General features: G+C 70.8%; 23 protein-coding genes and 1 pseudogene. 12 read left to right on the forward strand and 12 right to left on the reverse strand.

The annotated features are described in order from the left end of the window. From ASE56_RS00805 to ASE56_RS00815, 3 genes are all read left to right on the forward strand, one after another. Positions 1-862, forward strand: an 862-nt coding sequence (locus ASE56_RS00805) for a carbohydrate ABC transporter permease (RefSeq protein ID WP_056224101.1), incomplete at its 5' end; no start/stop codon positions are given. After that, on the forward strand, positions 859-1,743 hold the full coding sequence (locus tag ASE56_RS00810) for a carbohydrate ABC transporter permease (protein ID WP_056224103.1): 885 nt from the start codon (positions 859-861) through the stop codon (positions 1,741-1,743). The genes ASE56_RS00805 and ASE56_RS00810, both read left to right, overlap by 4 nt. A 7-nt stretch (positions 1,744-1,750) precedes the next feature. Then, positions 1,751-4,105 (forward strand): glycoside hydrolase family 3 N-terminal domain-containing protein, encoded by a 2,355-nt coding sequence (locus tag ASE56_RS00815; protein WP_056224105.1) that lies wholly within the window; start codon positions 1,751-1,753, stop codon positions 4,103-4,105. Between the two features lie 86 nt (positions 4,106-4,191). On the opposite strand, the gene ASE56_RS00820 is transcribed toward ASE56_RS00815, so the two are convergent. Together ASE56_RS00820 and ASE56_RS16360 are read right to left on the reverse strand one after the other, a co-directional pair. Further along, positions 4,192-4,974 carry an alpha/beta fold hydrolase gene (locus tag ASE56_RS00820; protein ID WP_056224106.1) on the reverse strand — a complete coding sequence of 261 codons (783 nt, stop codon included), beginning with the start codon at positions 4,972-4,974 and terminating at the stop codon, positions 4,192-4,194. A gap of 308 nt (positions 4,975-5,282) precedes the next feature. Further along, a complete protein-coding gene (locus tag ASE56_RS16360) occupies positions 5,283-5,849 on the reverse strand; it encodes an amidohydrolase family protein (RefSeq protein WP_156371551.1) in 567 nt (188 codons plus the stop codon). Between ASE56_RS16360 and ASE56_RS00830 the strand changes: the two genes are divergently transcribed. Together ASE56_RS00830 and ASE56_RS00835 are read left to right on the forward strand one after the other, a co-directional pair. Continuing rightward, positions 5,763-7,340, forward strand: coding sequence for a deoxyguanosinetriphosphate triphosphohydrolase family protein (locus ASE56_RS00830; RefSeq protein WP_056224111.1), 1,578 nt, complete (start codon positions 5,763-5,765; stop codon positions 7,338-7,340). The two genes, ASE56_RS16360 and ASE56_RS00830, sit on opposite strands and share 87 nt — an antisense overlap. 185 nt (positions 7,341-7,525) lie before the next feature. Beyond that, positions 7,526-8,125 carry a hypothetical protein gene (locus ASE56_RS00835; RefSeq protein WP_056224113.1) on the forward strand — a complete coding sequence of 200 codons (600 nt, stop codon included), beginning with the start codon at positions 7,526-7,528 and terminating at the stop codon, positions 8,123-8,125. A 91-nt stretch (positions 8,126-8,216) separates the two neighbouring features. Here ASE56_RS00835 and ASE56_RS00840 read toward each other — a convergent pair whose 3' ends face one another. From ASE56_RS00840 to ASE56_RS00860, 5 genes are all read right to left on the reverse strand, one after another. After that, positions 8,217-9,284: an SDR family oxidoreductase gene (locus ASE56_RS00840; RefSeq protein WP_056224236.1), complete on the reverse strand. Its 1,068-nt coding sequence runs from the start codon at positions 9,282-9,284 to the stop codon at positions 8,217-8,219. A 537-nt stretch (positions 9,285-9,821) separates the two neighbouring features. Beyond that, positions 9,822-11,333, reverse strand: a complete 1,512-nt coding sequence (araA, locus tag ASE56_RS00845; RefSeq protein WP_056224115.1) for an L-arabinose isomerase — start codon at positions 11,331-11,333, stop codon at positions 9,822-9,824. Positions 11,334-11,350: 17 nt separating this feature from the next. Beyond that, positions 11,351-12,934 (reverse strand): xylulokinase, encoded by a 1,584-nt coding sequence (locus ASE56_RS00850; protein ID WP_056224117.1) that lies wholly within the window; start codon positions 12,932-12,934, stop codon positions 11,351-11,353. Next, positions 12,931-13,647 carry an L-ribulose-5-phosphate 4-epimerase gene (locus ASE56_RS00855; RefSeq protein ID WP_056224118.1) on the reverse strand — a complete coding sequence of 239 codons (717 nt, stop codon included), beginning with the start codon at positions 13,645-13,647 and terminating at the stop codon, positions 12,931-12,933. The genes ASE56_RS00850 and ASE56_RS00855 overlap by 4 nt, the downstream gene beginning before the upstream one ends. Positions 13,648-13,837: 190 nt before the next feature. After that, a complete protein-coding gene (locus tag ASE56_RS00860) occupies positions 13,838-14,806 on the reverse strand; it encodes a LacI family DNA-binding transcriptional regulator (RefSeq protein WP_056224120.1) in 969 nt (322 codons plus the stop codon). A 66-nt stretch (positions 14,807-14,872) separates the two neighbouring features. Between ASE56_RS00860 and ASE56_RS00865 the strand changes: the two genes are divergently transcribed. After that, on the forward strand, positions 14,873-15,610 hold the full coding sequence (locus ASE56_RS00865) for a hypothetical protein (RefSeq protein ID WP_056224121.1): 738 nt from the start codon (positions 14,873-14,875) through the stop codon (positions 15,608-15,610). Positions 15,611-15,976: 366 nt separating this feature from the next. On the opposite strand, the gene xylB is transcribed toward ASE56_RS00865, so the two are convergent. The 4 genes from xylB to ASE56_RS00885 all read right to left on the reverse strand — a co-directional run bounded on the left by xylB (position 15,977) and on the right by ASE56_RS00885 (position 20,272). Continuing rightward, positions 15,977-17,371 (reverse strand): xylulokinase, encoded by a 1,395-nt coding sequence (gene xylB, locus ASE56_RS00870; protein ID WP_056224124.1) that lies wholly within the window; start codon positions 17,369-17,371, stop codon positions 15,977-15,979. A gap of 145 nt (positions 17,372-17,516) precedes the next feature. Continuing rightward, positions 17,517-18,704 carry a xylose isomerase gene (xylA, locus tag ASE56_RS00875; RefSeq protein WP_056224126.1) on the reverse strand — a complete coding sequence of 396 codons (1,188 nt, stop codon included), beginning with the start codon at positions 18,702-18,704 and terminating at the stop codon, positions 17,517-17,519. Between the two features lie 101 nt (positions 18,705-18,805). Next, complete coding sequence (locus tag ASE56_RS00880; protein WP_056224128.1) at positions 18,806-19,702, reverse strand: alpha/beta hydrolase; 897 nt, start codon at positions 19,700-19,702, stop codon at positions 18,806-18,808. Between the two features lie 84 nt (positions 19,703-19,786). Next, entirely contained in the window at positions 19,787-20,272 is a 486-nt protein-coding gene (locus ASE56_RS00885) for a glutathione peroxidase (RefSeq protein ID WP_056224130.1), read from the reverse strand. A 69-nt stretch (positions 20,273-20,341) separates the two neighbouring features. Between ASE56_RS00885 and ASE56_RS00890 the strand changes: the two genes are divergently transcribed. Next, the gene (locus ASE56_RS00890) at positions 20,342-21,502 is read left to right on the forward strand and encodes an ROK family protein (RefSeq protein WP_056224132.1); all 1,161 of its coding nucleotides are present in this window, start codon (positions 20,342-20,344) and stop codon (positions 21,500-21,502) included. A gap of 86 nt (positions 21,503-21,588) precedes the next feature. Continuing rightward, positions 21,589-22,836, forward strand: coding sequence for a D-arabinono-1,4-lactone oxidase (locus ASE56_RS00895; RefSeq protein ID WP_056224135.1), 1,248 nt, complete (start codon positions 21,589-21,591; stop codon positions 22,834-22,836). Between the two features lie 104 nt (positions 22,837-22,940). Here the strand turns inward: ASE56_RS00895 and ASE56_RS00900 are convergent, their stop codons facing one another. Next, positions 22,941-23,669: an SDR family oxidoreductase gene (locus tag ASE56_RS00900; protein WP_056224137.1), complete on the reverse strand. Its 729-nt coding sequence runs from the start codon at positions 23,667-23,669 to the stop codon at positions 22,941-22,943. Positions 23,670-23,906: 237 nt separating this feature from the next. Between ASE56_RS00900 and ASE56_RS00905 the strand changes: the two genes are divergently transcribed. The 4 genes and pseudogenes from ASE56_RS00905 to ASE56_RS17105 all read left to right on the forward strand — a co-directional run. Further along, complete coding sequence (locus ASE56_RS00905) at positions 23,907-24,596, forward strand: nucleoside/nucleotide kinase family protein (protein WP_082450264.1); 690 nt, start codon at positions 23,907-23,909, stop codon at positions 24,594-24,596. Beyond that, positions 24,593-25,367: ATP-binding cassette domain-containing protein (locus ASE56_RS00910; RefSeq protein ID WP_156371559.1), on the forward strand; the 775-nt coding region annotated here is incomplete at its 3' end. The genes ASE56_RS00905 and ASE56_RS00910, both read left to right, overlap by 4 nt. Positions 25,368-25,554: 187 nt before the next feature. Beyond that, positions 25,555-26,448 (forward strand): ABC transporter permease, encoded by an 894-nt coding sequence (locus ASE56_RS17850; protein ID WP_369110688.1) that lies wholly within the window; start codon positions 25,555-25,557, stop codon positions 26,446-26,448. Between the two features lie 66 nt (positions 26,449-26,514). Further along, positions 26,515-26,712: pseudogene (locus ASE56_RS17105) on the forward strand (hypothetical protein); the annotation flags it as partial.

Consider the following 26,712-nt stretch of genomic DNA (forward strand, 5'->3'; position numbering starts at 1 on the left):
GCCCGCCCTGGTGGTCTTCGTGTCGTTCGTCATCCTCCCCGTCGCCCTGGCCGCGTACTACGGCTTCTACAAGTGGTCTGGCTTCGGCACTCCGGTCGACTTCGTCGGCATCCGCAACTACGTCACGATCCTCACCGACCCCGCGTTCCACGAGGCCCTCGGCCACAACGCGTTCATCGTGGGCGGCTCTCTCGTCCTGCAGGGGCCCCTCGCCCTCGGACTCGCGCTGCTGCTGAACCGCAAGATGCGGGCGCAGTCGCTCATCCGCGTGCTGATCTTCGTGCCCTACGTCATCTCGGAGGTCGTGGTCGGTCTCGGCTGGGGCCTCATGCTGCAGTCGGGCGGAGCGCTGAACGGGGCTCTCGAGAAGATCGGGCTCGGCGCCCTCCGCGCCGACTGGATCTCCGACCCAGCGCTCGCCATCTGGACGCTGCTGATCATCATCACGTGGAAATACATCGGCTTCGCGGTGATCCTGTTCCTCGCCGGGCTCCAGGGCATTCCCGAAGAGCTCAGCGAGGCCGCGGCCATCGACGGCGCCTCGTACTGGCAGATCCAGCGCCACATCGTGCTGCCGCTGATGGGTCCGACGATCCGCATCTGGGCGTTCCTGTCGATCATCGGCTCGCTGCAACTGTTCGACCTCGTCTGGATCATCTGGGGCCAGTACGTCGCGTCGACCGCCGGCACCTCGACCATGGCCACCTACATGGTCGCCAACGGCCGCAACGCGGGCAGCTTCGGCTACGGCAGCGCCGTGGCCGTGGTCATGTTCCTCATCTCGCTCGCCGTCGCCCTCGTCTACCAGCGCTTCGTGCTGCGGCGCGACACCGCCGGCGCCCTCACCGGAGGCACCAAATGACCGCTACCGCCACGCTCGTGGCCCCCAAGGCCCCGCGCTCGTCGCTGCGCTCCCCCGCCGGGGCGAAGCGCTCCACCTCGGTGCTCGTCGGCTTCGTCGCCCTGCTGCTGATCGGCATGATGCTGGCCCCCGTGGTCTACATCATCCTCGGCGGCTTCCGCTCGAACGCCGAGATCACCGTCGACCCGGCGGGCTTCCCGACCACCTGGAACTGGCAGAACTACGCCGACGTGCTCGGCAGCCCCATCTTCTGGGGCCAGGTCGGCAACTCCGCCATCGCGGCGATCGCCACGACGGTCTTCGTCGTCGCGTTGGGTCTGATGGCGGCCTACGCCCTGGCGCGCTACCGTTTCCGCGGTCGCGGCGCGGTGTTCGCGCTGTTCACCGCGGGCCTGATGTTCCCGATGACCGTGGCCATCACGCCGCTGTACATCCTCGTTCGCAACCTCGGCCTGATGAACTCGCTCGCGGGCGTCATCGTTCCGCAGATCGCGTTCGCCCTGCCGCTGACGATCATCATCCTGTCGCCGTTCCTCGCGGCGATCCCGAGCGAGCTACAGGAGGCCGCCTCGATTGACGGGCTCGGGCGGCTCGGCTTCTTCTGGCGCATGGTGCTGCCCCTCGCCGTTCCCGCGGTCGTGACCGTCGGCATCCTGGCCTTCGTCAACAGCTGGAACTCGTACATGCTGCCGCTGTTCATCCTCAACAACGAGGCCGCCTTCACGCTGCCTCTCGGCACACAGGCCTTCGCCTCGCAGTACTCCGTCGACACCGCGCGGGTCCTGGCATTCACTTCGCTGTCGATGATCCCCGCTCTGCTGTTCTTCAGTGTCTTCGAGCGTCGGATCGTCGGCGGCCTCACCGGCGCCGTGAAGGGCTGACCCCACCATGACCATCCAGAACACCGACGTCGGTGCTGCCCGGGTATCCGGAACGTCCCCCCGCGTGCGAGCGCTCGTGGCCGAGATGACCCTCGACGAGAAGCTCGCGCAGCTCGTCGGGTACTGGATCGACCAGGGCGACGAGGTCGTCGCCCCCCTCTCGGGCGAGAAGGTCACCACCACCGCCTACGCCGATGCCACGGTGCACGGCCTCGGCCACCTGACCCGTGTCTACGGCACGCGACCGGTCGACCCGGTCGAGCGCGCCCAGTGGCTGTGGGGCGAACAGCGTCGCCTGCAGACCGAGACGCGCCTCGGCATCCCCGCGCTCGTGCACGAAGAATGCCTCACCGGATTCGCGGCGTGGAAGGCGGCGACCTTCCCCACACCCCTGGCCTGGGGGGCGTCTTTCGATCCGGATGCCGTCGAGCTCATGGCATCCGCGATCGGTCGCTCGATGCGCGAGGTCGGTGTGCATCAGGGGCTCGCTCCGGTGCTCGACGTGGTGCGCGACGCCCGGTGGGGACGCGTCGACGAGTGCATCGCCGAAGACCCGTACGTCGTGGGCACGATCGGCACGGCGTACGTCCGCGGGCTCCAGGAGGCGGGCGTGCACGCGACACTGAAGCACTTCGTCGGATACTCCGCCTCGCGCGCCGGGCGCAATCACGCCCCCGTGTCGGCCGGGCAGCGCGAACTGCAGGACGTCTTCCTCCCCCCGTTCGAGATGGCCGTGCGCGACGGCGACGTGCGCAGCGTCATGAACTCCTACACCGAGATCGACGGGGTGCCCGTCGCATCGAGCCCCGAGCTGCTGACCGACCTCCTCCGCCGCCGGTGGGGGTTCGACGGCACGGTCGTGTCGGACTACTTCGCCGTGGAGTTCCTCCGCTCGATGCACGGGATCGCCGCCGACCGCGGCGAGGCCGCACAGCTCGCCCTCGAGGCCGGGATCGACGTCGAGCTTCCGGGGCCCGACGCCTACCCGTATCTGGCCGAGCGGGTGGCATCCGGCGCCCTTCCCGAGTCCGTGGTCGACCGCGCGGTCGCGCGCGTGCTCGCCGAGAAGGAAGACCTCGGGCTGCTGGATGCCGACTTCTCCACGCCCCCGCGGAGCATCGATCTCGACGACGTCGAGCACCGCACGCTCGCGCGACGACTGGCTCTCGAGAGCGCGGTGCTGCTGCGCAACGACGGCGTCCTCCCCCTCGCCGCCGGAACGCGGATCGCCGTGATCGGGCCGAACGGCGACAGCGCCGAGGCCCTGATGGGCTGCTATTCGTTCGCCAACCACGTGCTCGCGCACCACCCCGGAACCCCGATGGGCTTCGAGATCCCGACGGTCCGCGAGGCACTCGTCGAGCTGTTCGGCGAGGTCTCCTACACCCGCGGATGCGAGGTCGAGGGGACGGAGCTCTCGGGTCTGGATGCCGCGGTGTCCGCCGCCCGCGACGCCGAGGTCGCGATCGTTGTCGTCGGCGACCGGTCCGGGCTCTTCGGACGCGGAACGGTCGGCGAGGGCAACGACGCCGACTCGCTGGAACTGCCGGGCGTGCAGCGACAGCTCGTCGAGGCCGTCGTCGCGACCGGCACGCCCGTCGTGCTCGTGCTGCTGACCGGTCGACCCTATGCCCTGGGCTGGGCGCTCGACGTCGCCGCGGGACCGGCAGCGGTGCTGCAGGCGTTCTTCCCCGGCGAGGAGGGCGGGCCCGCGCTGGCCGCGCTGCTCGCCGGAGACGCCACCCCCTCGGGGCGTCTGCCCGTCTCGCTCCCCCGCTCCGCCGGTGCGCAGCCCTACTCCTACCTCCACCCCCTGCTGGGCGGGCCGTCAGGCGTCACGAGCACCGACCCCACCCCCGTGCGCCCGTTCGGATTCGGGTTGTCGTACACGACGTTCGAGAGGGGGGAGCTACGGGTGGACGGAGTCACGGCGACCCACGCGCGCCGCGACTCCGGTGTGCCGGCATCCGGAATCTCCGCCGAGGCGCGCGCCGGCGATGCGTTCACCGTCTCGGCTCGCGTAACGAACACCGGAGCCGTGTGCGGCGCCGACGTCGTGCAGATCTACGCGCATCGTGCTGTTGCGACCGTCACGCGCCCCGTCGCGCAGCTCGTGGCGTACGCGCGGGTGGAACTCGATCCCGGCGAGAGCGCCGACGTGCGCTTCACCGTGCCCGCATCGCGTCTTGCCTACAGCGATCGTGCGCTGCGACGTGTGGTCGAGGCGGGCGAGGTGGAGCTACGGCTCGGGCCGTCGTGCGCGGCGGTCGACGAGTCGGTGACGCTGCGGATCACCGGGCCGGCGTACGAGGTGGGCATCGATGACGCGCGGATCGTCGAGGTGGACGTGCGGAGGGGGTGAGGCCGGGTTCGGCGCGAAACCGAGCACGACGTTTCGCGCCGAACCCGGAAACCCGGCTGCCGGTGACGGTCGCGCAGTCCTCTGTATCAGCTGGTGCGGTCGAGGATGAGTTGCGTCGCTTCGCGGGGGGCGTCCCATTGCGGGAAATGGCCGCACCGTTCGAACCAGTGGAGCGAGGCGTCGGGGAACAGTCGCGTGGCGCGATCGGCCTGTTTCGGCACCGTCACGAGGTCGCGCCGACCCCACCCGATGGTGACCCGGCCGGGTGCCGTGCCTGCGGGGGCGCCCTGTTGCAGCGGGCCTTTCGTGAGGGCGTCCATGGCGTCTCCGACCGAGGGGGAATCGGCCAGTCCGCGCACGTCCGCCAGCACGGTTTCCCGCGAAAGAGCCCAGGGTCGCGTTGACAGCTGCGCCAGGAGCAGCGTCCGCCCGACGGGGTTGCCGAGCAGGGCCGGCAGCGTGCCGCGCAATGCTCGGACCAGCGCGATCGACGGCCGCAGCGTGGCGGCGAAGACGGCACGCTCACGGGGACTCCAGAAGCCGCCGGGGTCCAACGCCACGGTGTCTGCGCCGACTCCCCTCCGCGCGAGCTCGAGCACGATTCGGCCGCCCATCGACTGCCCGACGGTGGAGACCCCATCCAGCCCCTGCTCGCGGATGAAGTCCGCGACGGAGTCGGTCAACGTGGCGATGGAAACGTCACCGGACAGCGGCGGTGTCTGACCGAACCCCGGCAGATCGACGGCGATGACCTCACGGTGCCGGGCCAGGTCGTCGAGGATCGGGGCCCAGGATCGCCAGCCCGCGCCCAAGCCGTGCACCAGCAGCAGCGGGCTGCCCGTCCCTCGTCGAATATGGTTCAGCGTCACACTCGCAACGTTAAGCCGGGCGCCTTCTCGAGTACACGGCGGCCCGGATGATTGCGGCGGTCGGCACGGAGGCGTATAAGCGGGGAGTGCGCGAGCCGATGAAGCTCCGAGATGCGCTCGATCATGCTCGTGTCACGGCCGGCGCACAGCGCGTGGTCGACGTCGAGGTGCGGCGAGATTGACTCTCGGCGCAGCGGAGAACCACCGCTCGAACGTCCAGAACACCCGGACGGATTCTCGGGCCCTCCGGGTGTTCTGGACTCTGGGCCGGCCCCGGGCGGGGCGGGGACCTCAGCCGGCGGGACCGCTCAGGACGTCGACGGCGGCGGCGAAACCGACCACGTCCTCGATGATCGTGCCCCGTACGGCCACGGCAGGCAGGTCGTCGGGGGCGGGCCGAAAAGGTCGCCCTGGAACACGGTGAAGCTTGCGCTGCGCCCGGGGGCGATCGCCCCCTCGTCCACCCCGGCAGTCTGCGCCGCAGAGAGCGTGTACGCCGTGAGGGCCTCTGCCCGTGTCAGCCGCTGCGACGGCCCCACCGTGCCCATCTCGACCGCGCCCACCCGCCGTCGCATCTCAGCGATCGCGATGATCTCCCGCGGGTCGAAGGGCCCGATGGGCCAGTCGGAACCGATGGCCACGATGGTTCCGGCGTCGAGGAGATCTTCGAGTGCGACAGTGCGGGCGAGTCGAATGTAACACCGGCGATCGCGGTCGTCTCCGGCACTGCCGACGACCCGGCGCCGCGTTAGCGTTGACCCACGCCATCGACGCCGCGAGAGGACCGGATGACGCTGCACGACGAGACCACGCCCCCCGAAGCCGCTGCGCTCGCGCACCCTGCGTCCGGTGGGCCCGACGCCGGCTCGCGCCACGACCGCGCCGTCGGCAACCTCGCCTCGCGCGTCTACCCCGACGGCGACGACGCCCGAACCGACCCATGGTCGATCGATCTGGAGCGCATCCAGTTCTCGCCGTACTTCTCGCGCCTGTCCGCCGTGACGCAGGTCGTGTCGCCCTCGATCGGCGGGGCCCCCGTGCACAACCGCCTCACCCACACGCTCAAGGTCAGCGCGATCGCCCGCGTCGTCGCCCTGCAGCTGAACACCCGCTCCCGGCGGGCCGGTGAGGGCGACGTCTGCAACGCCACCGTCGTCGAGGCGGCCGCCTACGCGCACGACCTCGGCCACCCGCCCTTCGGCCACCTCGGCGAGTCCACCCTCGACCGTCTCGCGCGAGAAGAACTCGGCCTCCCCGACGGCTTCGAGGGCAACGCCCAGACCTATCGCATCCTCACCGCCCTCGACGTGGTCGAGAACGCCCCGCGCGGGCTCAATCTCACCGCGGCCGTCCGCGCGGCCTCGGCGAAGTACCCGTGGGCACCGTCGGTCGACGCCGCCGACGTCGAACGGATCGGCCCGCCCCGCGGCATCCGTCGCTCCCCCGACGGCGCGTACCGCGTTCACAAGTACTCGGCCTACGACCTCGACCTCGCCGATCTCGTCGAAGCCCGGCAGGGAGTGGATGCCGAGCCCCTCCGCCAGAGCGTCGAAGGCGCGGTGATGGACCTCGCCGACGACATCGCCTACTCGGTGCACGACGTGGACGATTTCTACCGCGCGGGGATCCTCGACCACGCCCCCATCGCCGCCGAGTTCCGCGGGTGGCTGGACGACGTCCTCGTGTGGCGCGATCGCGATGACGCCGAGGTCCGTGCCGAGCTCATGCCCGGCGCCGGCCTCGAGCGCCTGCGCCGCAAGATGCGCCGCGACGACCCCTGGATCGCCGACGACGAGGCCTTCCTCGCCGCCGTCAGCGACGTGGATGCCGAGATGGTGACCGACCTGCTGGCGCGCCCGTTCGACGGGTCGCTGACGGCGGAGCGTCGCCTCGCCGCCTTCACCGATCGCTGGATCCGCCGGTTCCAAGAGTCGGCGGACCTCCGTCCCCTCGACACCCCGCGCGCGGGGCCCGTCGTGCTGTCGCCCTGGGCGTGGCACCACGTCGAGGTGTTGAAGTTCGTGCACAAGAGGTTCGTGCTCAGCCGCCCCGACCTCGCCATCCAGCAGCGCGGCATGAGCCGCATCCTGGCCCGGTCGGTGCGCGCGCTCGGCGAGTGGCTCGACGACGACCTCGACCGCGCCCGCACCCCTCGGCGGCTGCGCGAGCTCATCGCCCTGGCCCGCGAGCAGTACGCGTCCCTTCCCGTCGAGCGTCGCCCCTCGGACGCCGAGGCCGAGAAGCTCGCGCGATCCCGCGGAATCGTGGACTACGTGGCATCCCTCACCGATTCGCAGGCGTTCGCCCTGTCGGAGGCGATCTCGGGTCGCGCCGACCGTCTGTGGGCGCTGGGGCAGCGGCTGTAGGCCGGTTCGGGGCGCGTTCGTCCGTTCGGGGCGGGAAATTTAGGCCCCGAACGGAAAGATGCGCCCCAAACCGCTAAACGGCACCTTCGCGTGGGGTCCGGAGGGTTGAGCGCCGCCGGGTCCCTTGTCACCATGAGGAGATGTGGTCGACACACCCCGATCCCGGTAACCCGTGGCCTCACGACATGGTGATCTCCATCGAAGACCGCCCGCACGCGGCCGACGAGATGCTCTGGGTGCGAGAGGCGTACGGCCTCGACGTCGAGGGAGATGTCCCGCCGCTGCTGACGGACACTCCCGCACCGGCGGCCCGTGAGCTGACCGAGGCGGAACGCTCCCGATGGGCGGCCGTCTGGCCCTCGCTATGGATGCGCGTCATCCAACACGCGGGGCGACCGACCGATCATGGCGCGATGGAGCGGCTCATGGACCGGGACCTCCCCACCGAGCAGCGGGAGACTCTGCTCTCGCAAGTCGTGGGCCCGTCGTGGCGCAGCGAGTTCGGCGAGGACGTGTTCGAGGACCCCTCGTACCGCGAGTGGCAGGAACGCTCGTTCGAAGCTGCCCGATCGGCCGCTCCGAGACCGCTCGACGAGCATCCGGAGCGCCGCGATCTCGAGGCTCTGGTCCCCGCCTGGCGACGTGGACTCGAGCGCATCGTCGTCCTCGCCTGCCGCGGTCCGTACGTGCGGACGCTGGGGCCGAACGCCCTATTGGTCACGGCCGAGATCCGCGAAGAATCGAGGACCTACCGGGCGGCATTGGCATCTTTCGTTGCGAAGTGAGGGCCCTACGGTTCCGGATGCCGTCGCATCCGGAACCGTAGGGCGCGAGCCCGTGTCACCGCCGGCGGACGGGTCGCCCGGTCGCTCCTCCTCAGGGGATGAGCCGCGCCGCGCGGTACCGCTCGAAGAGCTTCGTGAACGAGTCGCGCGTGCGGTGGTGCTCGGTGAACCCCGAGAGGCGGCTCTTCGACATATCGGTCATCACCTCGATGTCGCGCCCGAGATCGGCATCGGTGTGCCACCACGAGGCGACGCGCGTGATGTCGGGTTCGACGAGTCCGTGCTGCTCGACGATCTCGGCCCACACCGGCGCCGCATCGGCCATCTGCTGTTCGAACGGGCGCGGGGCCGTGTCGAAGCCCTCCGCCTCGACGCCGAGGTCTGCCGCGATGCGCGGCCACATCCAGCGCCACCGGAAGACGTCGCCGTTCGCGGTGTTGAACGCCTCGTCAGCGCCCTCGGGGTGCGTCGCCGCCCAGACCATCTGGCTCGCGAGCAGGTCGGCGTCGGTCACATCCGTGAGGCCGTTCCACTGGGTCTCGCTGCCGGGGAAGACGAGCGGCCGGCCCGTGTGCCGGCTGATCGCGGCGGCGACGGCGATCGTGAGCCCCATGTTCATCGCGTTGCCGACGGCATGGCCGAGAACCGTGTGCGAACGGTGGACCGACCACGTGAAGCCCTGACGGCGGGCGGCGGCGAACAGCTCGTCCTCCTGCGCGTAGTAGAAGTTGTCGACGTCGAGTCGCGGCTCGTCCTCGTGGAACGGGGTGTCGGGCATCTCGCCCTGGCCGTACGCCTCGAACGGCCCGAGGTAGTGCTTGAGCCCGGTCATCAGGGCGACATGACGCACCGGAGCGTCAGAGAGCGCCGCGAGCAGGCCACGGACCATACCGCCGTTGACGGCGATGTTCTCGGCCTCCGTGTCCTGCCGCGACCATGCGGTGAAGAAGACGTGGGTGACGGGCAGGTCGCCCAGCGCTTCGCGCAGCGACTCGGGCGAGCGCAGGTCGGCCGACCGCCATCCGACACCCGGACGCTCCGCACCGGGCCGACGGGAAAGGCCGGTCACCGCCCATCCCTCGCCGGAGAGTCGGTCGATCAGCGCGCCGCCGGCGATACCGGTGGCGCCGACCACGAGGGCATGTGCGGAGTCAGTCAAAACGGGGTTCCCATCGGTCGAGGTGAACGAACGGAAACCGTGCAAGGTCGAACGGTATTCCTCGGCCGGGTTCCGGCCCGGCGCCGACCACAGGTTCCTCCGTGCCCCGGATGCCACGGCGTCCATGTCCCGAAAAACGCTGGCTGGACACCCCGCCAGCCGCACAACCTGGGACACCCCCCCCACCGAAATGGGGGTACGCCCCTCAGCACCGGATGCCACGGCGTCCATGTCCCGAAAATCGCTGGCAGGACACCCCGCCAGCCGCACAGCCTGGGACACCCCCCCCCACCGAAATGGGGACACGCCCCTTAGCACCGGATGCCGCGGCATCCATGTCCCGACAAATGCAGACTGAGCCGGCCACACCAAAAAGTGCCCCGGATCCGGGGCGGCCCACCGCCACCACGGATCCGGGGCACGGTCCGCTCGCCGAGGCGGTAAGGGGCACCTCGGCGAGCGGGGCGCGTCCCGAGCGAACGGGAGGCGCACGCGCCGCGTCACCCCGGGGCAGTGCGGCACCCGGGGTGACGGGTCTTACAGGCCCTGGGCCAAGCGGTAGTACGCCTGGTTCCAGCGCAATTCACTCTGGAAACCGCGGACCGTGGTGTCGTCGTCGATGACGACGAGCTCGGTCTTGGCGATCTCGGCGAAGTCGCGGAACACCTCGATGCCCACGGCCGTCGTCATGACGGTGTGGTGGGCGGCGCCGGCGGCGAGCCAGCAGCCGGCGGAGGTCGCGAAGTCCGGCGCCGGCTTCCAGACGGCGCGGCCGACGGGGAGCTTCGGCAGGTCGGGGGCGTCGACGTTCTCGACGACGTTGGCGACGAGCCGGAAGCGGTCGCGCATGTCACTCATCGCGACGACGAGCGCCGGACCCGGGTCGGCGGTGAAGACCAGGCGCACCGGGTCGTCCTTGCCGCCGATGCCGAGCTCGTGGATCTCGAGGCGGGGCTTCTTCGTGGTCAGCGAGGGCGAGACCTCGAGCATGTGCGCCCCGAGGATGCGCTCGTTGCCGGGGACGAGGTCGTAGGTGTAGTCCTCCATGAGCGAGGCCCCACCGGGGAGGCCCGCACCCATGACGTTCGCGACGCGCACGAGGATCGCCGTCTTCCAGTCGCCCTCGGCGCCGAAGCCGTAGCCCTCGGCCATGAGGCGCTGCACCGCGAGACCGGGCAACTGCTTCAGCGCGCCGAGGTCTTCGAACGAGGTGGTGAAGGCACCGAAGCCGCCCTCCTCGAGGAACGAACGCAGGCCCAACTCGATCGCCGCACCGTCGCGCAGCGACTGGTGACGCGCGCCACCGGGGAGCAGTTCGTCGACGACGTCGTAGCTGTCGACGTACTCATGCACGAGGGCGTCGATGTCGGCATCCGATGCCTTCTCCACAGCCTCGACGAGCTCGTTGACGCCCCACGTGTTGACCTGCACGCCGAAGCGCAGCTCGGCCTCGGTCTTGTCGCCCTCGGTGACGGCGACGTAGCGCATGTTGTCGCCGAAGCGCGCGAGCTTGAGGGTGCGGGCGGCGGTCCAGCCGGCGGCGGCGCGCTCCCAGTCCTCGATCTGCTGGCGTACGGCCGGGTTCGACACGTGGCCGACGACCGTCTTGCGCGAGACGCCGAGGCGCGTCTGGATGTACCCGAACTCGCGGTCGCCGTGGGCGGCCTGGTTGAGGTTCATGAAGTCGAAGTCGATGTCGTTCCACGGCAGCTCCACGTTGGCCTGCGTGTGCAGGTGCAGCAGCGGCTTCTGCAGGGCGTCGAGGCCGGCGATCCACATCTTCGCGGGGCTGAAGGTGTGCATCCAGGCGATGACGCCGATGACGTCGTCGCGGCCGTTGATCTCGAGCGCCATGCGGCGGATGCTGTCGGAGTCCTTCAGCACGGGCTTCCAGACGACCTTCACCGGCAGGCCGGCGAGGCCCTCGACGACCGCCTGCGACTGCTCGGCGACCTGCTTGAGCGTCTCTTCGCCGTAAAGGTTCTGGCTGCCGGTGACGAACCAGACCTCGTAGCCGTCGAGGTCGTTCTTGAGCTTCGTGCGCGTCATGTTTGTTCCTGTCGTTTTCAGAGGGATACCACGGCGGCGGCCTCGACGGCGAGGCCTGCGCGGTAACGGTCGAGGTAGGACGAGAAGCCGGCCACGTCGGCGGGCTCGGGATCGGCGGTGACGATCGGGGCGGTGGCGAACACCGTTTCGCGCAGCCACTGGTCGAGGTCGCGGCCGGAGTCATCGGCGACGTAGGCGGCCAGTACGGCCATGCCCCACGCCCCACCCTCCGACGCCGTCTCGGCGACCGCGACGGGTGCGTCGAGGGCGGCGGCGAGGAAGCGCTGGGCGACGCCCGCCGTGCGGAACATGCCGCCGTGCGCGTACATCTTGTCGAGCTGCACGCCCTCGCCGTGGAGCACGTCCATGCCGAGCGCGAGGGTGCCGAACACGCCGTACAGCTGCGCGCGCATGAAGTTCGGCAGCGTCAGACGGCTGTCGGGGGTGCGCACGACCAGCGGTCGGCCCTCGTCGAGACCCGCGATGGGCTCGCCCGCGAGGTGGTTGTAGGCGAGCAGCCCGCCGGCGTCGGCCTCGCCGTTCAGCGCCGCCTCGAAGAGCGCCGCGTAGGTGGCATCCGGGGTCACCGGGGTGCCGGCGGCGGCGGCGAACGCGGTGAACATGTTCGCCCACGCGGCCAGCTCGCTCGCGCCGTTGTTGCAGTGCACCATCGCGACCGCATCTCCCACGGGCGTCGTGACCAGGTCGAGCTCGTGGTGCACCTCGGTGAGCGGGCGTTCGAGCACGACCATCGCGAAGATGCTCGTGCCGGCGCTGACGTTTCCGGTGCGGGGAGCCACGGCGCAGGTCGCGACCATGCCGGTGCCCGCGTCGCCCTCGGGAGGAGCGAACGGGATGCCGGGGCGCAGGGTTCCGCTCGGGTCGAGCAGCGTCGCACCGGCATCGGTCAGCGCGCCGGCGGCGGTGCCCGCCACGAGCACGCGCGGCAGCAGGTCGTTCAGCGCGGGCACGCGACCCGCCGCGAGCTGGTCGTACCGCGCGACGAGCTCGGCGTCGTAGTCGCGGGTGGAGGAATCGATGGGGAACATGCCCGAGGCATCGCCCACGCCGAGCACCTTCTCACCGGTGAGCTTCCAGTGCACGTACCCGGCGAGGGTGGTGAGGAAGCGGATCTCGGGCACGTGCGGCTCGGCGTCGACGACGGCCTGGTGCAGGTGCGCGATCGACCAGCGGAGCGGGATGTTCACGCCCAGCAGCTCGGTGAGCTCGGTCGCCGCGACACCGGTGTTGGTGTTACGCCACGTGCGGAAGGGCGCGAGCAGCTCGCCGTCGGCGTCGAACGCGAGGTAGCCGTGCATCATGGCCGACACACCCATCGCGGCGTAGCGCTCGGGGGTGACGCCGTACTGCTTCCGCACGTCGGCGACGAGCTCGGCGTAGGCGGCCTGGAGGCCCGACCACACGGCATCCAGCGAATACGTCCAGAGCTTGTCGGCGTAGACGTTCTCCCACTCGTGGGAGCCGGTGGCGAGCACCTCGGCGTCGGGGCCGATCAGGCACGCCTTGATGCGGGTGGAGCCGAGCTCGATGCCGAGGCTGGCGCGGCCCTCTTCGAGCAGTGCGGTGGTGTGGGCGGTCATCGGCGGTCGTCCGTGCTCTGTCCGTAGACATTCTGGTAGCGGTTGTAGAGGGCGTCGATCTTGTCCTGCGGGATCGGGATGAGCGGGCCCGCCTCACGCGCGATGTGCACGGTGCGGGCGACGTCTTCGAGCATGACGGCGGCCTTGACGGCGTCCTTCGCGTTCGTGCCGATCGTGAAGGGACCGTGGTTCTGCATGATCACGCCTCGCGAGCGGTGGCCGCGCAGGGTCTCGACGATGCCGCGGCCGATCGAGTCATCGCCGATGATCGCGAAGGGCCCCACCGGGATGGGACCGCCGAACTCGTCGGCCATGGCGGTGATGACGCAGGGGATCTCCTCGCCGCGGGCCGCCCACGCCACCCCGTAGGTCGAGTGGGTGTGGACGACGCCGCCGACCTCGGGCATGTTCCGGTACACGTAGGCGTGCGCCGCCGTGTCGCTCGAGGGGCTGCGCTCGGAGCCGGGCGTGCCGGGGATCGCGTTGCCGTCGAGGTCGCAGAGGATCATGTTCTCGGGAGCCAGGTCGTCGTACGAGACGCCGGAGGGCTTGATGACGAACAGGTCGGCGCCGGGCACGCGACCCGAGACGTTGCCGCCGGTCCAGACGATGAGGTTGTAGCGCACGAGCTCGGCGTGCAGTTTCGCGACGTCGGCGCGGACGGCGTCGATCGCCTCCTGCACCTCGGGCGCGAACGTGGCGGCATCGGACACGCGTGTCTCCTTCGACGGGTTCGGGTGGGGCCGGTTCGATGTTACCGGTAACATCGCGTCTTCGCGAGGGGCGGATGCCGGTGGCCGGGCTGACCCGCGCCGAGATCACGCGCAATCGCCGAGATGACCCACGACGGGGGCGAAAGGCCGGTCATCTCGACGACAGACGGTCACCTCGACGGGGAGACCCTCAGCGCGGCGGGGCCGTCGAGTCGCGCACGACCAGCACCGGTGCGGCCGGAGACGCCGAGGCGTCGCCGAGCACGGCGGCGACCGCGTGCGCGGCCTCGCCCTCGACGTCGAGGCGGACGGTCGTGAGCGCGGGGGTGTAGAACGCGGCATCCGGATTGTCGTCGAATCCCGCGATCGACACATCGGCGGGCACCACGAGCCCTCGGGCGGTGAGCCCCGCGATGAGCCCGAGGGCCATCTGGTCGTTCGCGACAGCGACGGCCGTGGCCCCGTCTCGCACGAGGTCGGCGACAGCCCCGGCGAGGGCGAAGCCGGACGCCGCGCTCCAATCCCCCTCCGCTCGACCGACGAGGGCGAGGTCGAGGCGCGCCACGGCGTCCGCCACCCCCGCCGTTCGGGCGAGGGCTTCGCGCCAGTCGGAGGGGCCGGCGACCTCGACCACCCGGCGGTGCCCGAGCTCGGCGAGATGGGTCACGACGAGGGCGGCCGCGTCGCGCTGGCGGGCCCCGGACTCGCCGTACAGCGGCACGATGGGCACGTCGTATCCCTCGAGCGGAGTGGCCCCGTGCGCCGCGACCAGCACGATCCCGTCGACGCCCTGATCGAGCAGGTGCCGCACCGCGGCGTCGATGTCGGCGGGGTCGTCGGAGTCGGTGTACGCCGTCGAGATCCACCGCCCGCGCGTCCGGGCCGCCCGCTCCAGAGCGGCGATGCCGGCCGAGGGCCCGTGGAGCACCGCATCGGATGCCACGACCCCCACCGTGCGCGTCAAGCTCGTGCCCAGCGCTCGCGCGGCGTTGTTGACGCGGTAGTCGAGGTCGGCGACCGCGGCGAGCACGCGCTCGCGCGTGCTGTCGCGGATGCCCGCGTAGCCGTTGAGCACGCGCGAGACGGTCTGCGTCGAGACCCCCGCGGCGGCGGCCACCTCGCGCACGCCGATGCGCTTGCCCCCGACCTCGCCGCTCATGGTCCCTCACAGTAGTGGCGCGCAACCCCCTCGGCCGACCGCGCCCGGGTGGGGTGCGATGGCGCGATGACCCCGGGCACCGGCATCCCCCGTCTCTCGTCGACTCCCGTGGCGCGAGCGTTCGGCGCGGTTCTGAGCGCAGCGTTCGCGGTCGGACGGCGACTGCGCCACCCCCGCCCGATCCATCCGCGCGGGGCGGTGTTGAGCGGGCACGTGCGATGGATTCCGGATGCCGAGCCCTCGGGCATCGCGTGGATCGATCGCACCCCCGATGGGCCGGTGCCGGTGGTCGCTCGTGTGTCCCGGTCGATCGGCCTGCCCGCGCCGCTGCCCGACATCGTGGGGCTCGCGCTTCGCGTCGAGGCGGACGGGGAGCCCGCCGACATCGAACTCGCCTCGACCGGGTGGACGGTTCCGGCGCGGTTCGCTCTGCGCGCGCATCGCCGCGTCGAGCGCGCGCGCTTCGGCACGCTCTTCCCCTACCGCGGAACGCGCGGGCCCGTCCTGGTGGGCGCGCGGACACGGAGGGGACGTCCGGCGGCGACCGACCCGCGAGAGCTCAGAGCCGCGGACGAACGCACGTGGTCGCTCACCCTGGGGCATGCCACGGCGCTCGGGGCGTGGCATCCTTTCGCCGTCGTCGACCTGCGTCTCGACGATGATCAGGACGACACCGGGTTGCGGTTCGATGCGGTCCGGCATCCGTTGCCCGGCTCTCACCCCTACGCCTGGGTGCGGGCCGCGCGGCAGCCGTCCTACGCTCGCGTGCAGCCGGCGCACCCGGAGGTGAGGATGCCACGCTGAGCGGCGAGATCGCTCGATCCCCCTGCGTCGGCACAGACCTCGACCTCGGAGCCACGCGGCGGTCGGAGCCCCCACAGCCGGCCGCGGCCGGGACGTATCTCGGCACCCCGTCGACGTCCCCCTCGCGCAGCCAGGTCAGCCCCTCGGCCTCGATGAGATCGTCGACCGCGTCGATCTCGATGTCGCGCGAGAAGGTGGGCGCGTGCAAGTGGATGCGAGTCATGCGCGCACGCTAAGCCGCAGCAGGGTCGAGCGCCAGACCGTTGACCGCGCGGGAGCGCTCCCGCAGACGAGAGTCCGCCGACGCCCCCCTTACAAGACGTCGACGGACCCGGTCCTACTCTGGCCCGCTCGCGGGCGAGAAATCTACTGTTCCGAGGCGCGGAGTGCGGCGATCACGTCGTAGCGCTCGCGGATCTCGGGTCGGTGGTCGGGTTCGACCGTGCGGGTCATCGCGACCGTCCAGTCGACGGGCCCGCCCGCGAGCACCCCCGCCGCCTGGCGGGCCGCACCGAGCGCGACGTACTCCCCCGCGGCGGGGACGACGATCTCGGCGTCGAACACCTGCGCGGCGATGCGGGCCACTCCCTCGTTCGCCGCTGCGCCGCCGATGAGCAGCACGCGGTGCACCTCGACACCCTGCGCCTGGATCGCCTCGAGCCCGACGGCGAGACCGCTCAGCATGCCCTCGATGGCCGCGCGCGCGAAATTCGGGCGGTTCGTGGATGCCAGGGTCAGGCCGGTCAGCGAGGCCTGCGCGTGCGGCAGGTTGGGCGTGCGCTCACCTTCGAACCACGGCACGAGCACCACGCCGCCGGCACCGGGCTCGGCCTCGAGAGCCAGAGCGCCGAGCTCGTCGTGGGAGACGCCGAGGAGTCCCGCGAAGGCGTCGAGCACCCGGGCGGCGTTGAGGGTGGCCACGAGCGGCAGGAAGCGCCCCGTGGCGTCGGCGAAGCCGGCCACCGCGCCCGTCGCGTCGCGGGCCGGGGCGTCGGTGACGGCGAACACGGTGCCCGAGGTGCCGAGCGAGACGACCACGTCGCCCACGCCCGCGCCGAGGCCGAGCGCTGCGCCGGCATTGTCTCCCGCGCCGGGGCCGACGAGCGCGCCCCCGGGCAGAGCCCCCGCGCTCTCCCATGGGCCGAGCACGCGCGGCAGCACGGCGTCGCGTCCCAGGGCACGGCGGAACAGGTCGAGGTCGTAGCCGTCGGCGCCCCAGTAGGCGGTGCCCGAGGCGTCGGACCGGTCGGTGACGAGCTCCTCGAGAACGGCGTTGCCCGGGCCGAACCCGCGCAGACGCCAGGTCAGCCAGTCGTGCGGCAGGGCCACGGCGGCGACGCGCGCGGCGTTGTCGGGCTCGGCGTCTCGCAACCAGCGGAGCTTGGTGCCCGTGAACGAGGCGACCGGCACGGCTCCCGTGCGCTCGGCGAACGCCTCGGCGCCCACCTCGTCGATGAGGTCGCGCGCGGCCTGCGCCGACCGGGTGTCGTTCCACAGCAGAGCGTCGCGGATGACGGCACCCTCGGCGTCGAGCACGACCATGCCGTGCTGCTGACCCGCGATCGACACCGCGGCGACATCGTCGAGACCGCCGGCCTGGGCAATGGCATCCTGCAGCGCCTTCCACCAGGCCTCGGGGGCGACCGACGTACCGGCGGGGTGCGACGCTCGCCCCCCTCGCACGACCTTCCCGGTCTCGGCGTCGACGACGACGACCTTGCACGACTGCGTCGACGAGTCGACTCCCATGACGAGCGCCATGCTCACTCCTCTTGTCCTCGCCGCAACAGTGCGGCATCCCGTTCAGTGTCCACGACACGCCGTCTCGCACGAGCGCGATGCGGCACGTCCTGGACACTCGACGGAAAGAGGGCCCGGATGCCGTGGCATCCGGACCCCATCCGACTCAGCGCGCGCCGAGCAGGTGCTCGGTCGCGAGCTGCTGCAGGCGGACGAAGCCGAAGCCCTTGCCGCCGAGGTACGCGTCGGTGTCGAAGTCCTCGTAGGCCGAGCGGTCGGCGAGGAAGTCGTCGTAGGTCTCGCCCTCGTTCAGCGTCGGCTGGGCGAGCTCGGCGACCTTGGCGGCCTCGAGAGCTGCCTGCACCTCGGGGTCGGCGCGGAAGGCCGCGGCGCGCTCCTTGAGCAGCAGGTAGGTGTTCATGTTGGCCGACACGGAGTCCCAGACACCGGTCTCGTCCTCGGTGCGCGAGGGCTTGTAGTCGAAGTGACGCGGTCCGTCGTAGGCGGGCACGCCGCCGGGGCCGCCGTTCTCGAGCAGATCGACGAGCGCGAAGGCGTTGTGCAGGTCGCCGTGGCCGAACACGAGGTCCTGGTCGTACTTGATGCCGCGCTGACCGTTGAGGTCGATGTGGAAGAGCTTGCCGTGGTACAGCGCCTGGGCGATGCCGGCGGCGAAGTTCAGTCCCGCCATCTGCTCGTGGCCGACCTCGGGGTTCAGGCCCACGAGTTCGGGGCGCTCGAGCGAGTCGATGAACGCGATCGCGTGGCCGAGCGTGGGCAGCAGGATGTCGCCGCGGGGCTCGTTGGGCTTGGGCTCGATGGCGAAACGGATGTCGTAGCCCTTGTCGGTGACGTAGTCGCCGAGCAGGTTGACGGCCTCGCGGTAGCGCTCGAGCGCCTGGCGGATGTCCTTCGCGGAGTCGTACTCGGCGCCCTCGCGGCCGCCCCACATGACGAAGGTCTTCGCGCCGAGCTCGGCGGCGAGGTCGAGGTTGCGCAGCACCTTGCGCAGCGCGAAACGACGCACCTGGCGGTCGTTCGAGGTGAATCCGCCGTCCTTGAAGACGGGGGCCGAGAAGAGGTTGGTGGTCACCATCGGCGTGACGATGCCGGTGTCGCTCATCGCGCCCTTGAGGCGGTCGATCTGCTTCTGACGCTCGGCGTCGGTGGAGCCGAACGCGAAGAGGTCGTCGTCGTGGAAGGTCAGGCCGTAGGCGCCGAGCTCGGCGAGCTTCTCGACGACGTGCACGACGTCGAGGGGCTCACGCGTGGGGCCGCCGAAGGGGTCGGTGCCGTTGTAGCCGACGGTCCAGAGACCGAACGAGAACTTGTCGTCGCGGGTGGGGGTGGGCATTCCTGCTCCTTCGCATGGACGCACGAGCGCGCGGTGGCGCGCAGCGGGTTTGTTGGTGCTCACAACATATATCCCGGATGCCGCGACGTCCAGCGTTCGCGTCAGATTCCCCGGGCGGCGTCGACCACCTCGAAGACCCGTGGGTCCCACGTCAGAGCGCGCTCCCACGGCAGGCCGAACGCGTCGGCGAAGAAGATGCTGTGGACGTGGTCGGGGAACGAGTGCCGATCGATGCGGGGAACGACCGCCGCCGGCACGTCGTCGGCGCGACCGCTGCGCAGCGACACGAGCCCGTCGTGCGGCCAGAGCTGTACCGGCTCGGTGGAGGCTGCGAAGAATCCCGCCCCGATCGCCGTGACCACGACGTCGTCGAGCACGCCCGCCTGCGCGTCGTTCCAGGTGCGGAGGAACCGCCGCGACACCTGCTCGGCCGCTCCCTGGGAGTTCGCCGCGGCGTAGGCCCGCGCCTGGTCGAGGATCGTCGTGGTGGCCGGGTCGCCGTGCGCGTCGGCATCCGTGATGTCGCCCGCGACGGCGTCGCCGAGCACCGCGCCGTCCCACGGTGTTCCGAGGGTCACGAGGCGATCCACCCGCGGGCCCGCTCCGGCCAGCTCGCGGATCGCCGCGCGAGAGAACAGGCCGCCCATGGAGTGCGCGACGAGATCGACATTCGAAACGGCGTACTCGGCGGCGAGCCACCGCAGGAAGGCGGCGAGCGCGACGCCGGCGTCGTCGACCGCGCCGACGGCGTTGATCGTCAGCTCGGCAGGCAGCACGACCGGGACCTCGCCGAAGCCCTGCCACCCGGCATCCGCCTCGACCGTCCCCGCGCCGATGCGGGCGGGAGCGGTGAAGACCTGCCGCCCGGCCGCACGGTAGTGCTCGCGGAGGGCGGTGAGGGTGCTGCCCGCCGCGAGCCCCGACCCGGCACCCCGGTCGGTGTCGGTGAACGGGGTGACGGCGGCGCCGCCGGAGACGAGAACGACGGCGTCGGCCACGGCAACTCCTCAGGGTCGGATGCGCTCAGATTAGGGCACGCCTCCGATACGCGGGGGACGCCCGCGCGCATGGCTCAGGAGGGATCAGGCCGGGAGCGCGTCCTCGATCGCGGCGACGACCTCGGGGGCGTCGGGCAGCGTCCGGGGGCTGAAGCGGGTCACCCGGCCGTCGGGGGCGACGACGAACTTCTCGAAGTTCCACGAGATGCGGCCGGTCTTGCCCTCGGCATCCGGAGTCGTCGTGAGCTCCTTGTACAGGGGGTGCGCGCTGCGCCCGTTGATCTTGACCTTCTCGGACATCGGGAAGGTCACGCCCCACGTCGCGGAGCAGTACTCGGCGATCTTGTCCTCGTCGCTGAGCTCCTGCAGGAACTGGTTGCTGGGGAAGCCGATCACCGTGAAGCCGCGGTCGGCGTACTTCTTGTGCAGCGCCTCGAGTGCCTCGTACTGCGGCGCGAGCCCGCACCGCGACGCGACGTTCACCACGAGGGCCGCCTTGCCGTCGGTCAGCTCGCCGAAGGTCGTCTGCTCGCCGCGGATGGTCGTGATGGGGATGCCGGAAAGGTCCATGTTCCGATCCTGGCACCGCGTTGTTGTGGTCGGGGTGGGAATCGGCCCCGCCCGTGGCACAGTGGTCGGATGGTCACCGCGGGAAGCCGGGGCGACGGCATGCGCCGCGCCAATCTGGCCCTCGTGCTGCGCACCGTGCACCGTGAAGGACCGCGCTCGCGCGCCGCGCTGACCGAGGCGACGGGCCTGAACCGCTCGACCATCGCCGACCTCGTGGGAGAACTGCAGCGCGCGGGACTCGTGGTCGAGCGGGCGTCGGACGCACAGGGGCGCGTCGGCCGCCCCTCCCCCATCGTCGAGCCCGACCCGCGGGTCGTCGCCGTCGCCGTGAACCCCGAGGTCGACGCCCTCGACATCGCAGCGGTCGCCCTCGACGGGTCGATCGTCGCGCGCGAGCGCCTCGAGCAGTCGGCGCTGCTCACCCCCGAGCGCACCGCGGAGCTCGTCGGCATCCGTCTCGATGTCTGGCGCCGCGGGCCGCTCGCCGACTCCCGCCTCACCGGCGTGGGCGTCGCCGTCCCCGGTCCGGTGCGCGCGTCCGACGGTCTCGTGCGCGAGGCTCCGCACCTCGGTTGGACCGACGCCGCCCTCGCCGGTCTGATGACGGATGCCACGGGGCTCACGACCCATGTCGCCAATGACGCGGCGCTGGGAGCCGTCGCCGAGCACCTGTTCGGAGCCGCGCGCGGCGTGCACGACGTCGTCTACCTCAACGGCGGCGCGAGCGGTATCGGCGGGGCGGTCATCGTCGGCGGGATACCGCTGGGCGGGGCCGGCGGCTACGCCGGGGAGTTCGGTCAGAACAGACCCGGCATCGCCGACCCCGACGATCGGCGCGCACCCGAGGGCGTGCTCGAAGACGAGGTCAGCCGATCGCTTCTGCTGCGCGCACTCGGCATCGACGCCGCCGACGACGCGGCCCTCGAGGCGGCGCTCACCCGCAGCACCGACCCGACGGTGCGGGCGGAGACCGATCGGCAACGCCGCATTCTCGCCACGGCCCTCGCCAACGCCGCGAACGTGATGAATCCCGCGGTGATCGTGCTCGGCGGGTTCCTCGCGAGCCTCGGCGAGCTCGACCTGGCCGGTCTCGACGCCGCGGTGCGCGCGCAGACGATCCCCGCGTGCGCGGAGGGGCTGCGCCTGGCCGCCGCCGAGCTCGGCGAGAACCGCCTGCTCGTCGGCGCGGCCGAGGCCGTGTTCGAGGCCGCGCTCTTCCCCGCGCGCTGAGCGCGAAACTTTCCTCGAAACCTCGCGCTCGACCCCGATGTCGGCGGTCCGGGGCAGGATGGGTGAGCGACGACGCGAGGAGAACCATGATCGAGACACGTTCCGCCGGAGCCACCTGGTCGGGCAACCACCGGTACCGCGCCACCGAGGTGCTGCTGCCCACCGGGCCCGACGAACTGGCCGAGGTCGTGGCATCCGCGGATCATCTGCGCGTGCAGGCGACCCGCCACACCTTCAACGAAGTCGCCGACAGCGAGGGCGCACTCGTCTCGCTCGAGAAGATGCCTACGCGCATCGACATCGCAGGCAGCAGGGTGCGCGTCGAAGGGCTCGTGACCTTCGCCCAGCTGGCGCCCGTGCTCGAGGCCGAGGGCCGAGCGCTGCACAACCTCGGTTCGCTCCCCCACATCTCGGTGGCGGGTGCGACGGCGACCGGCACGCACGGCTCGGGCGTGCGCAACGGCAATCTCTCGAGTGCCGTGACGGGCGTCGAGCTGATGGATGCCGACGGCCGCACGCACCGCATCGACGAGGACCACCCGTGGTTCGGCGCGGCGGCCCTCAGCATCGGCGCCCTGGGTGTGGTCACCGCGGTCGAGCTGCGCACCGAACCGACCTACTCCGTCACGCAGCAGGCGTACACCGGAGTCGCGTGGGACGACATCGTGGCGGATCCGATCGCGGTACTCGGTGGCTCGCGCAGCGTCAGCATCTTCACGACCTGGGGAGACCCCGCGCACGACCTGGTCTGGGCCAAGAGCGACACGGGCGCGCCGTCGTGGGTCGAAGAACTCGGCGGGATCGCCGTCGGCGACGACATCCATCTCGGCCGCATCCGCACCGTCGACAACACGACGCCGCGGGGCACCTCAGGGCCGTGGCACACGCGCCTTCCGCACTTTCGCGCCGACGCGCTGCCCAGCGACGGCGACGAGATCCAGTCGGAGTACTTCGTGCCCCTGGCCTCGGCGGCCGATGCCCTTGCGGCCGTGCGCGAGATCGCCCCGGCCTTCGCGGAGCACCTGCTGGTGACCGAGTTGCGCACGGTCGCCGCCGATCGGCTGTGGCTGAGCCCCGCGTACGAGCGCGACGTGCTCGCCATCCACTTCACCTGGCGCAACGACACCGAGGGAGTGCTCTCAGCGCTGCCGCACATCGAGGCCGCTCTCGCGCCGTTCGATGCGCGACCGCACTGGGGCAAGGCGTTCACCGTGCCCGGTGAGCGGATCCTGGCGACCCTGCCGCGTGCCCACGACTACGATGCGGTCGCGCGCGAGGCGGACCCGCGCGGTGTCTTCCGCAACGCGTTCCTGCACCGCGTTTTCGGGGGCTGATCAGCCCGACCCAGGTCCCTGAGCCTGTCGAAGGACCGGTACCAACGCGCGCGTCACCACGAGACGGCGCCGCCCACCGCGACGCCGCCTCACGGCATCCGGGATCAGCGGCTGGAGTAGCCGCCGTCGATGGGGAGCGAGACGCCCGAGATCATGCCGGCGCCGTCGCCGAGGAGGAACACGATCGGCGCCGCGATGTCGTCTTCGGTGGCCCACTTGTGCAGCGGCATGGCCTCGAGGAAGGGACCCTCGATGTCGGGACGACCCCAGTACCAGGCCGACATCGGGGTCATGACGACCGTGGGGTTCACGCTGTTGACGCGGATGCCGTAGCCACCGAGCTCGAGGGCCGAGACCCGCGTGATGTTGTCGAGGGCAGCCTTCGACGATCCGTACGAGATGTGACCGGTGAGGGCGACGAGGCTCGCCTGGCTGGAGACGTTCACGATCGCGCCGCCCTTGCCGACGCGGATCATCTCGCGCGAGGCGTACTTGGTGACCAGCAGCGAGCCGCGCGCGTTGATGCGCATGACCTTGTCGAAGACGTCGATGTCGGTGTCCATCGGGGTCGCGATCTCGCCGCCCCAGCCGCCGCAGTTGACGACGCCGTAGATGTCGCGGCCCTCGATGGCCGCGCGGATCTCGTCTTCGGATTCGAGGTCGAACACCACGGGCTCGGCGCCGGTCTCGGCGCTGATCGCGGCGACGCTGTCGGCGTCGCGACCCGCGGCGAGGACCGTCGCGCCGGCGGCCACGAGGTGGCGCACGGTCGCGCCTCCGATGCCGCCACCGGCTCCGGTGACGAGGATGGTGCGGTCGGTGAATTCGGTCATGGGTGGGCTCTTTCGCGGGTCCGGGAGTCGAGGACGACGGCAGTGTCGTCGCGGCCCATGATAACCACAGAATCACGCGGATGACTTCGGTGTCATGACGAATTGATCACGGGTGTTGACACCGGTGTCACGGTGGGCTTACCGTAACCGGAGTTCGACCGGTGGACACCCCCGCCGGACCCGCTTCATCGACGCAGCACTCCGCCGTGGTGCGTCGCCCGGAAGGACCACACCGCTGTGACCCACAACTCGGAGAATGACGCGACGACCGCCGCCGCGACCGTGCACCTCGACGACCTCGTCGCCCGTGCTCGGCAGCTCGCGGCGTCGGGCGAGCGGCGCATCCTGGGCGTGGCCGGCACCCCCGGCGCGGGCAAGTCGACCGTCAGCGACGCCCTGCTCGCCGCCCTCGGCGACGACGCGGTGCTCGTCGGCATGGACGGCTTCCACCTCGCCAACGAAGAGCTCGTGCGCCTCGGCCGGCGCGACCGCAAGGGCGCCCCCGACACCTTCGACGTCGAGGGCTACATCGCCCTGCTCGATCGCATCCGCGCCGGGCACGAGGTCTACGCCCCGCGCTTCGACCGCGGCCTCGAGGAGTCGATCGGCTCGGCGGTGCTCGTGCCCGCCCGTGTTCCACTCGTCATCACCGAGGGCAACTACCTGCTGCACGACGAGTTCGGGTGGGATGCCGTCGCCTCGCGCCTCGACGAGGTGTGGTTCCTCGACATCGACTCCCCCGCGCGCCGCGAGCGTCTCGTCGCGCGGCGCCTCTCCCACGACCACCCCTACGACGAAGCCGTCGCCTGGGTCCGCGAGGTCGACGAGCGCAATGCCCTCGTCGTCGAGCGCGGGCGCGACCGCGCCGACCTCGTCGTCACCGTCTCCGATGCCCCCGTCGGTCCCCACGAAGGAGCTTCCTCATGAGCACCACCACGGCTACGCCCGTGCTGCAGGCGCGCGGCCTGTCGCGCCAGTTCGGATCCGTCCGCGCCCTCAACAACGTGGACTTCGAGGTCTACCCGGGTGAGGTCACCGCCCTGATCGGCGACAACGGCGCCGGCAAGTCGACGCTCGTCAAAGCCCTGTCGGGCAACCTCGCGGTCGACGAGGGCGAGATCCTCTTCGACGGCAAGCCCATCGACATGTCGAACCCGCAGATCGCCTCCGGCCTCGGCATCGAGACCGTCTATCAGGACCTCGCTCTCGCCCCCCACCTCGACCCGGTGCAGAACATGTACCTGGGCCGCGAGATCCGCCGCCCCGGCCTCGCGGGAGCGCTCGGCTTCATGAAGACCAAGGACATGGCGACAGCCTCCCGCGACGCATTCGACGAACTCGGCGCCACCGTCCGCTCGCTCACCTCGCCCGTCGGCGAGATGTCGGGCGGTCAGCGTCAGGCCATCGCGATCGCCCGCGCCGTGCACTGGGCCTCGCGAGTCGTGTTCCTGGACGAGCCGACCGCCGCCCTCGGTGTGCGTCAGACCAAGAACGTGCTCGAGACCATCCGGCGCGTGCGTGACAAGGGCATCGCCGTGGTCTTCATCTCGCACTCGATGCCGCACGTCATCGACGTCAGCGACCGCATCCAGGTCCTGCGCCTCGGAACCCGCGTCGCCAACATCACCGCCAAGGACACCTCCATGGAAGAGCTCGTCGGACTCATGACCGGCGCCGTCACGAAGGACGACCAGAAGTNCTCAAGACTCCCCCGACCGAGACCGTCGCGATCGGCACGTTCGACGACAACAAGAAGACCAACCCGGTCGCCGCGGTCCTGCGCACGCAGGCGTTCCAGATCCTCCTGGTTCTGCTGGCGATCATCATCGTCTTCAGCATCATCGCGCCCGACTCGTTCGCCCAGTGGTCGAACTTCCGCCTCATCATCCAGAACGCCTCGATCCTCGCGGTGCTCGCCGTCGGCATGACCTACGTCATCATCACCGCCGGCATCGACCTGTCGGTCGGGTCCGTCCTCGTCTTCTCGGGGGTCGTGTCGGCCCTCGTCATGCGAGCGATGGGCGGCGAGGGGTGGGGCGTCGCCACGGTCGGCATCATCGTCGCGGTCCTGAGCGGCGTGTGCTGGGGGTTGTTCAACGGCTTCCTCATCGCAAAGGCGAAGATCCCGCCGCTCATCGTCACCCTCGGCTCGCTGGGCATGGCCCTCGGTCTCGCGCAGATCCTCACCGGCGGCGTCGACATCCGCGACGTCCCCACCGTGCTCACCGTCTCGATCGGGTACGGCAACGTGTTCGGATCCGTTCCGATCATCAGCGTCATCGCGCTCGTCGTGGTGCTGATCGGCGCTGTCGTCCTGCACTTCACGCGCTTCGGCCTCTACACGTTGGCCGTGGGCTCGAGCGAGATCGCCGCCCGCCGCGTCGGCGTCAAGGTCGACGCGCAGCTGATCAAGATCTACACGATCTCCGGCGCCCTGGCCGGGCTCGGCGGCATCCTGTCTCTCTCCCAGTTCTCCACGACCGCCATCGCCGGCCAGTCCCAGACCAACCTGAACGTCATCGCCGCTGTCGTGATCGGCGGCACCTCGCTCTTCGGCGGGGTCGGCACGATCATGGGCACCGTCGTGGGCCTGTTCATCCCCGCGGTGCTGCAGAACGGCTTCGTCATCACCGGCGTGCAGCCCTTCTGGCAGCAGGTCGCCGTCGGCGCGGTGCTGATCGCGGCGGTCTACGTCGACCAGGTGCGCCGCACCGCCGCGACCCGCGGCACCTCGCAGGGCCTCTGGCGCAAGTTCCTCAGCGGAGGTCGACGCGGCTGATCCGCGGCGGCATCCATTCCCTCTCCACCCCTTACCAACCCGACAGCAGTACTCCAGAAAAGAACGGTGATCACAATGAAGTGGAACAAGAAGGCGACCGCCCTGACGGTCTTCGGCATGGCGGCGACGCTGACCCTCGCGGGGTGCTCGGGCGGTGCGTCCTCGGGCGGTGCGTCCTCGGGCGGTGCGTCCGGCGGCGCCGACGGCGGGTACAAGATCGCGTTCGTGCAGGGTGTCGCGGGAGATGAGTTCTACATCTCCATG

The organism is Microbacterium sp. Leaf203, assembly GCF_001421275.1.
GTDB classification, from domain to species: Bacteria; Actinomycetota; Actinomycetes; order Actinomycetales; family Microbacteriaceae; genus Microbacterium; species Microbacterium testaceum_A.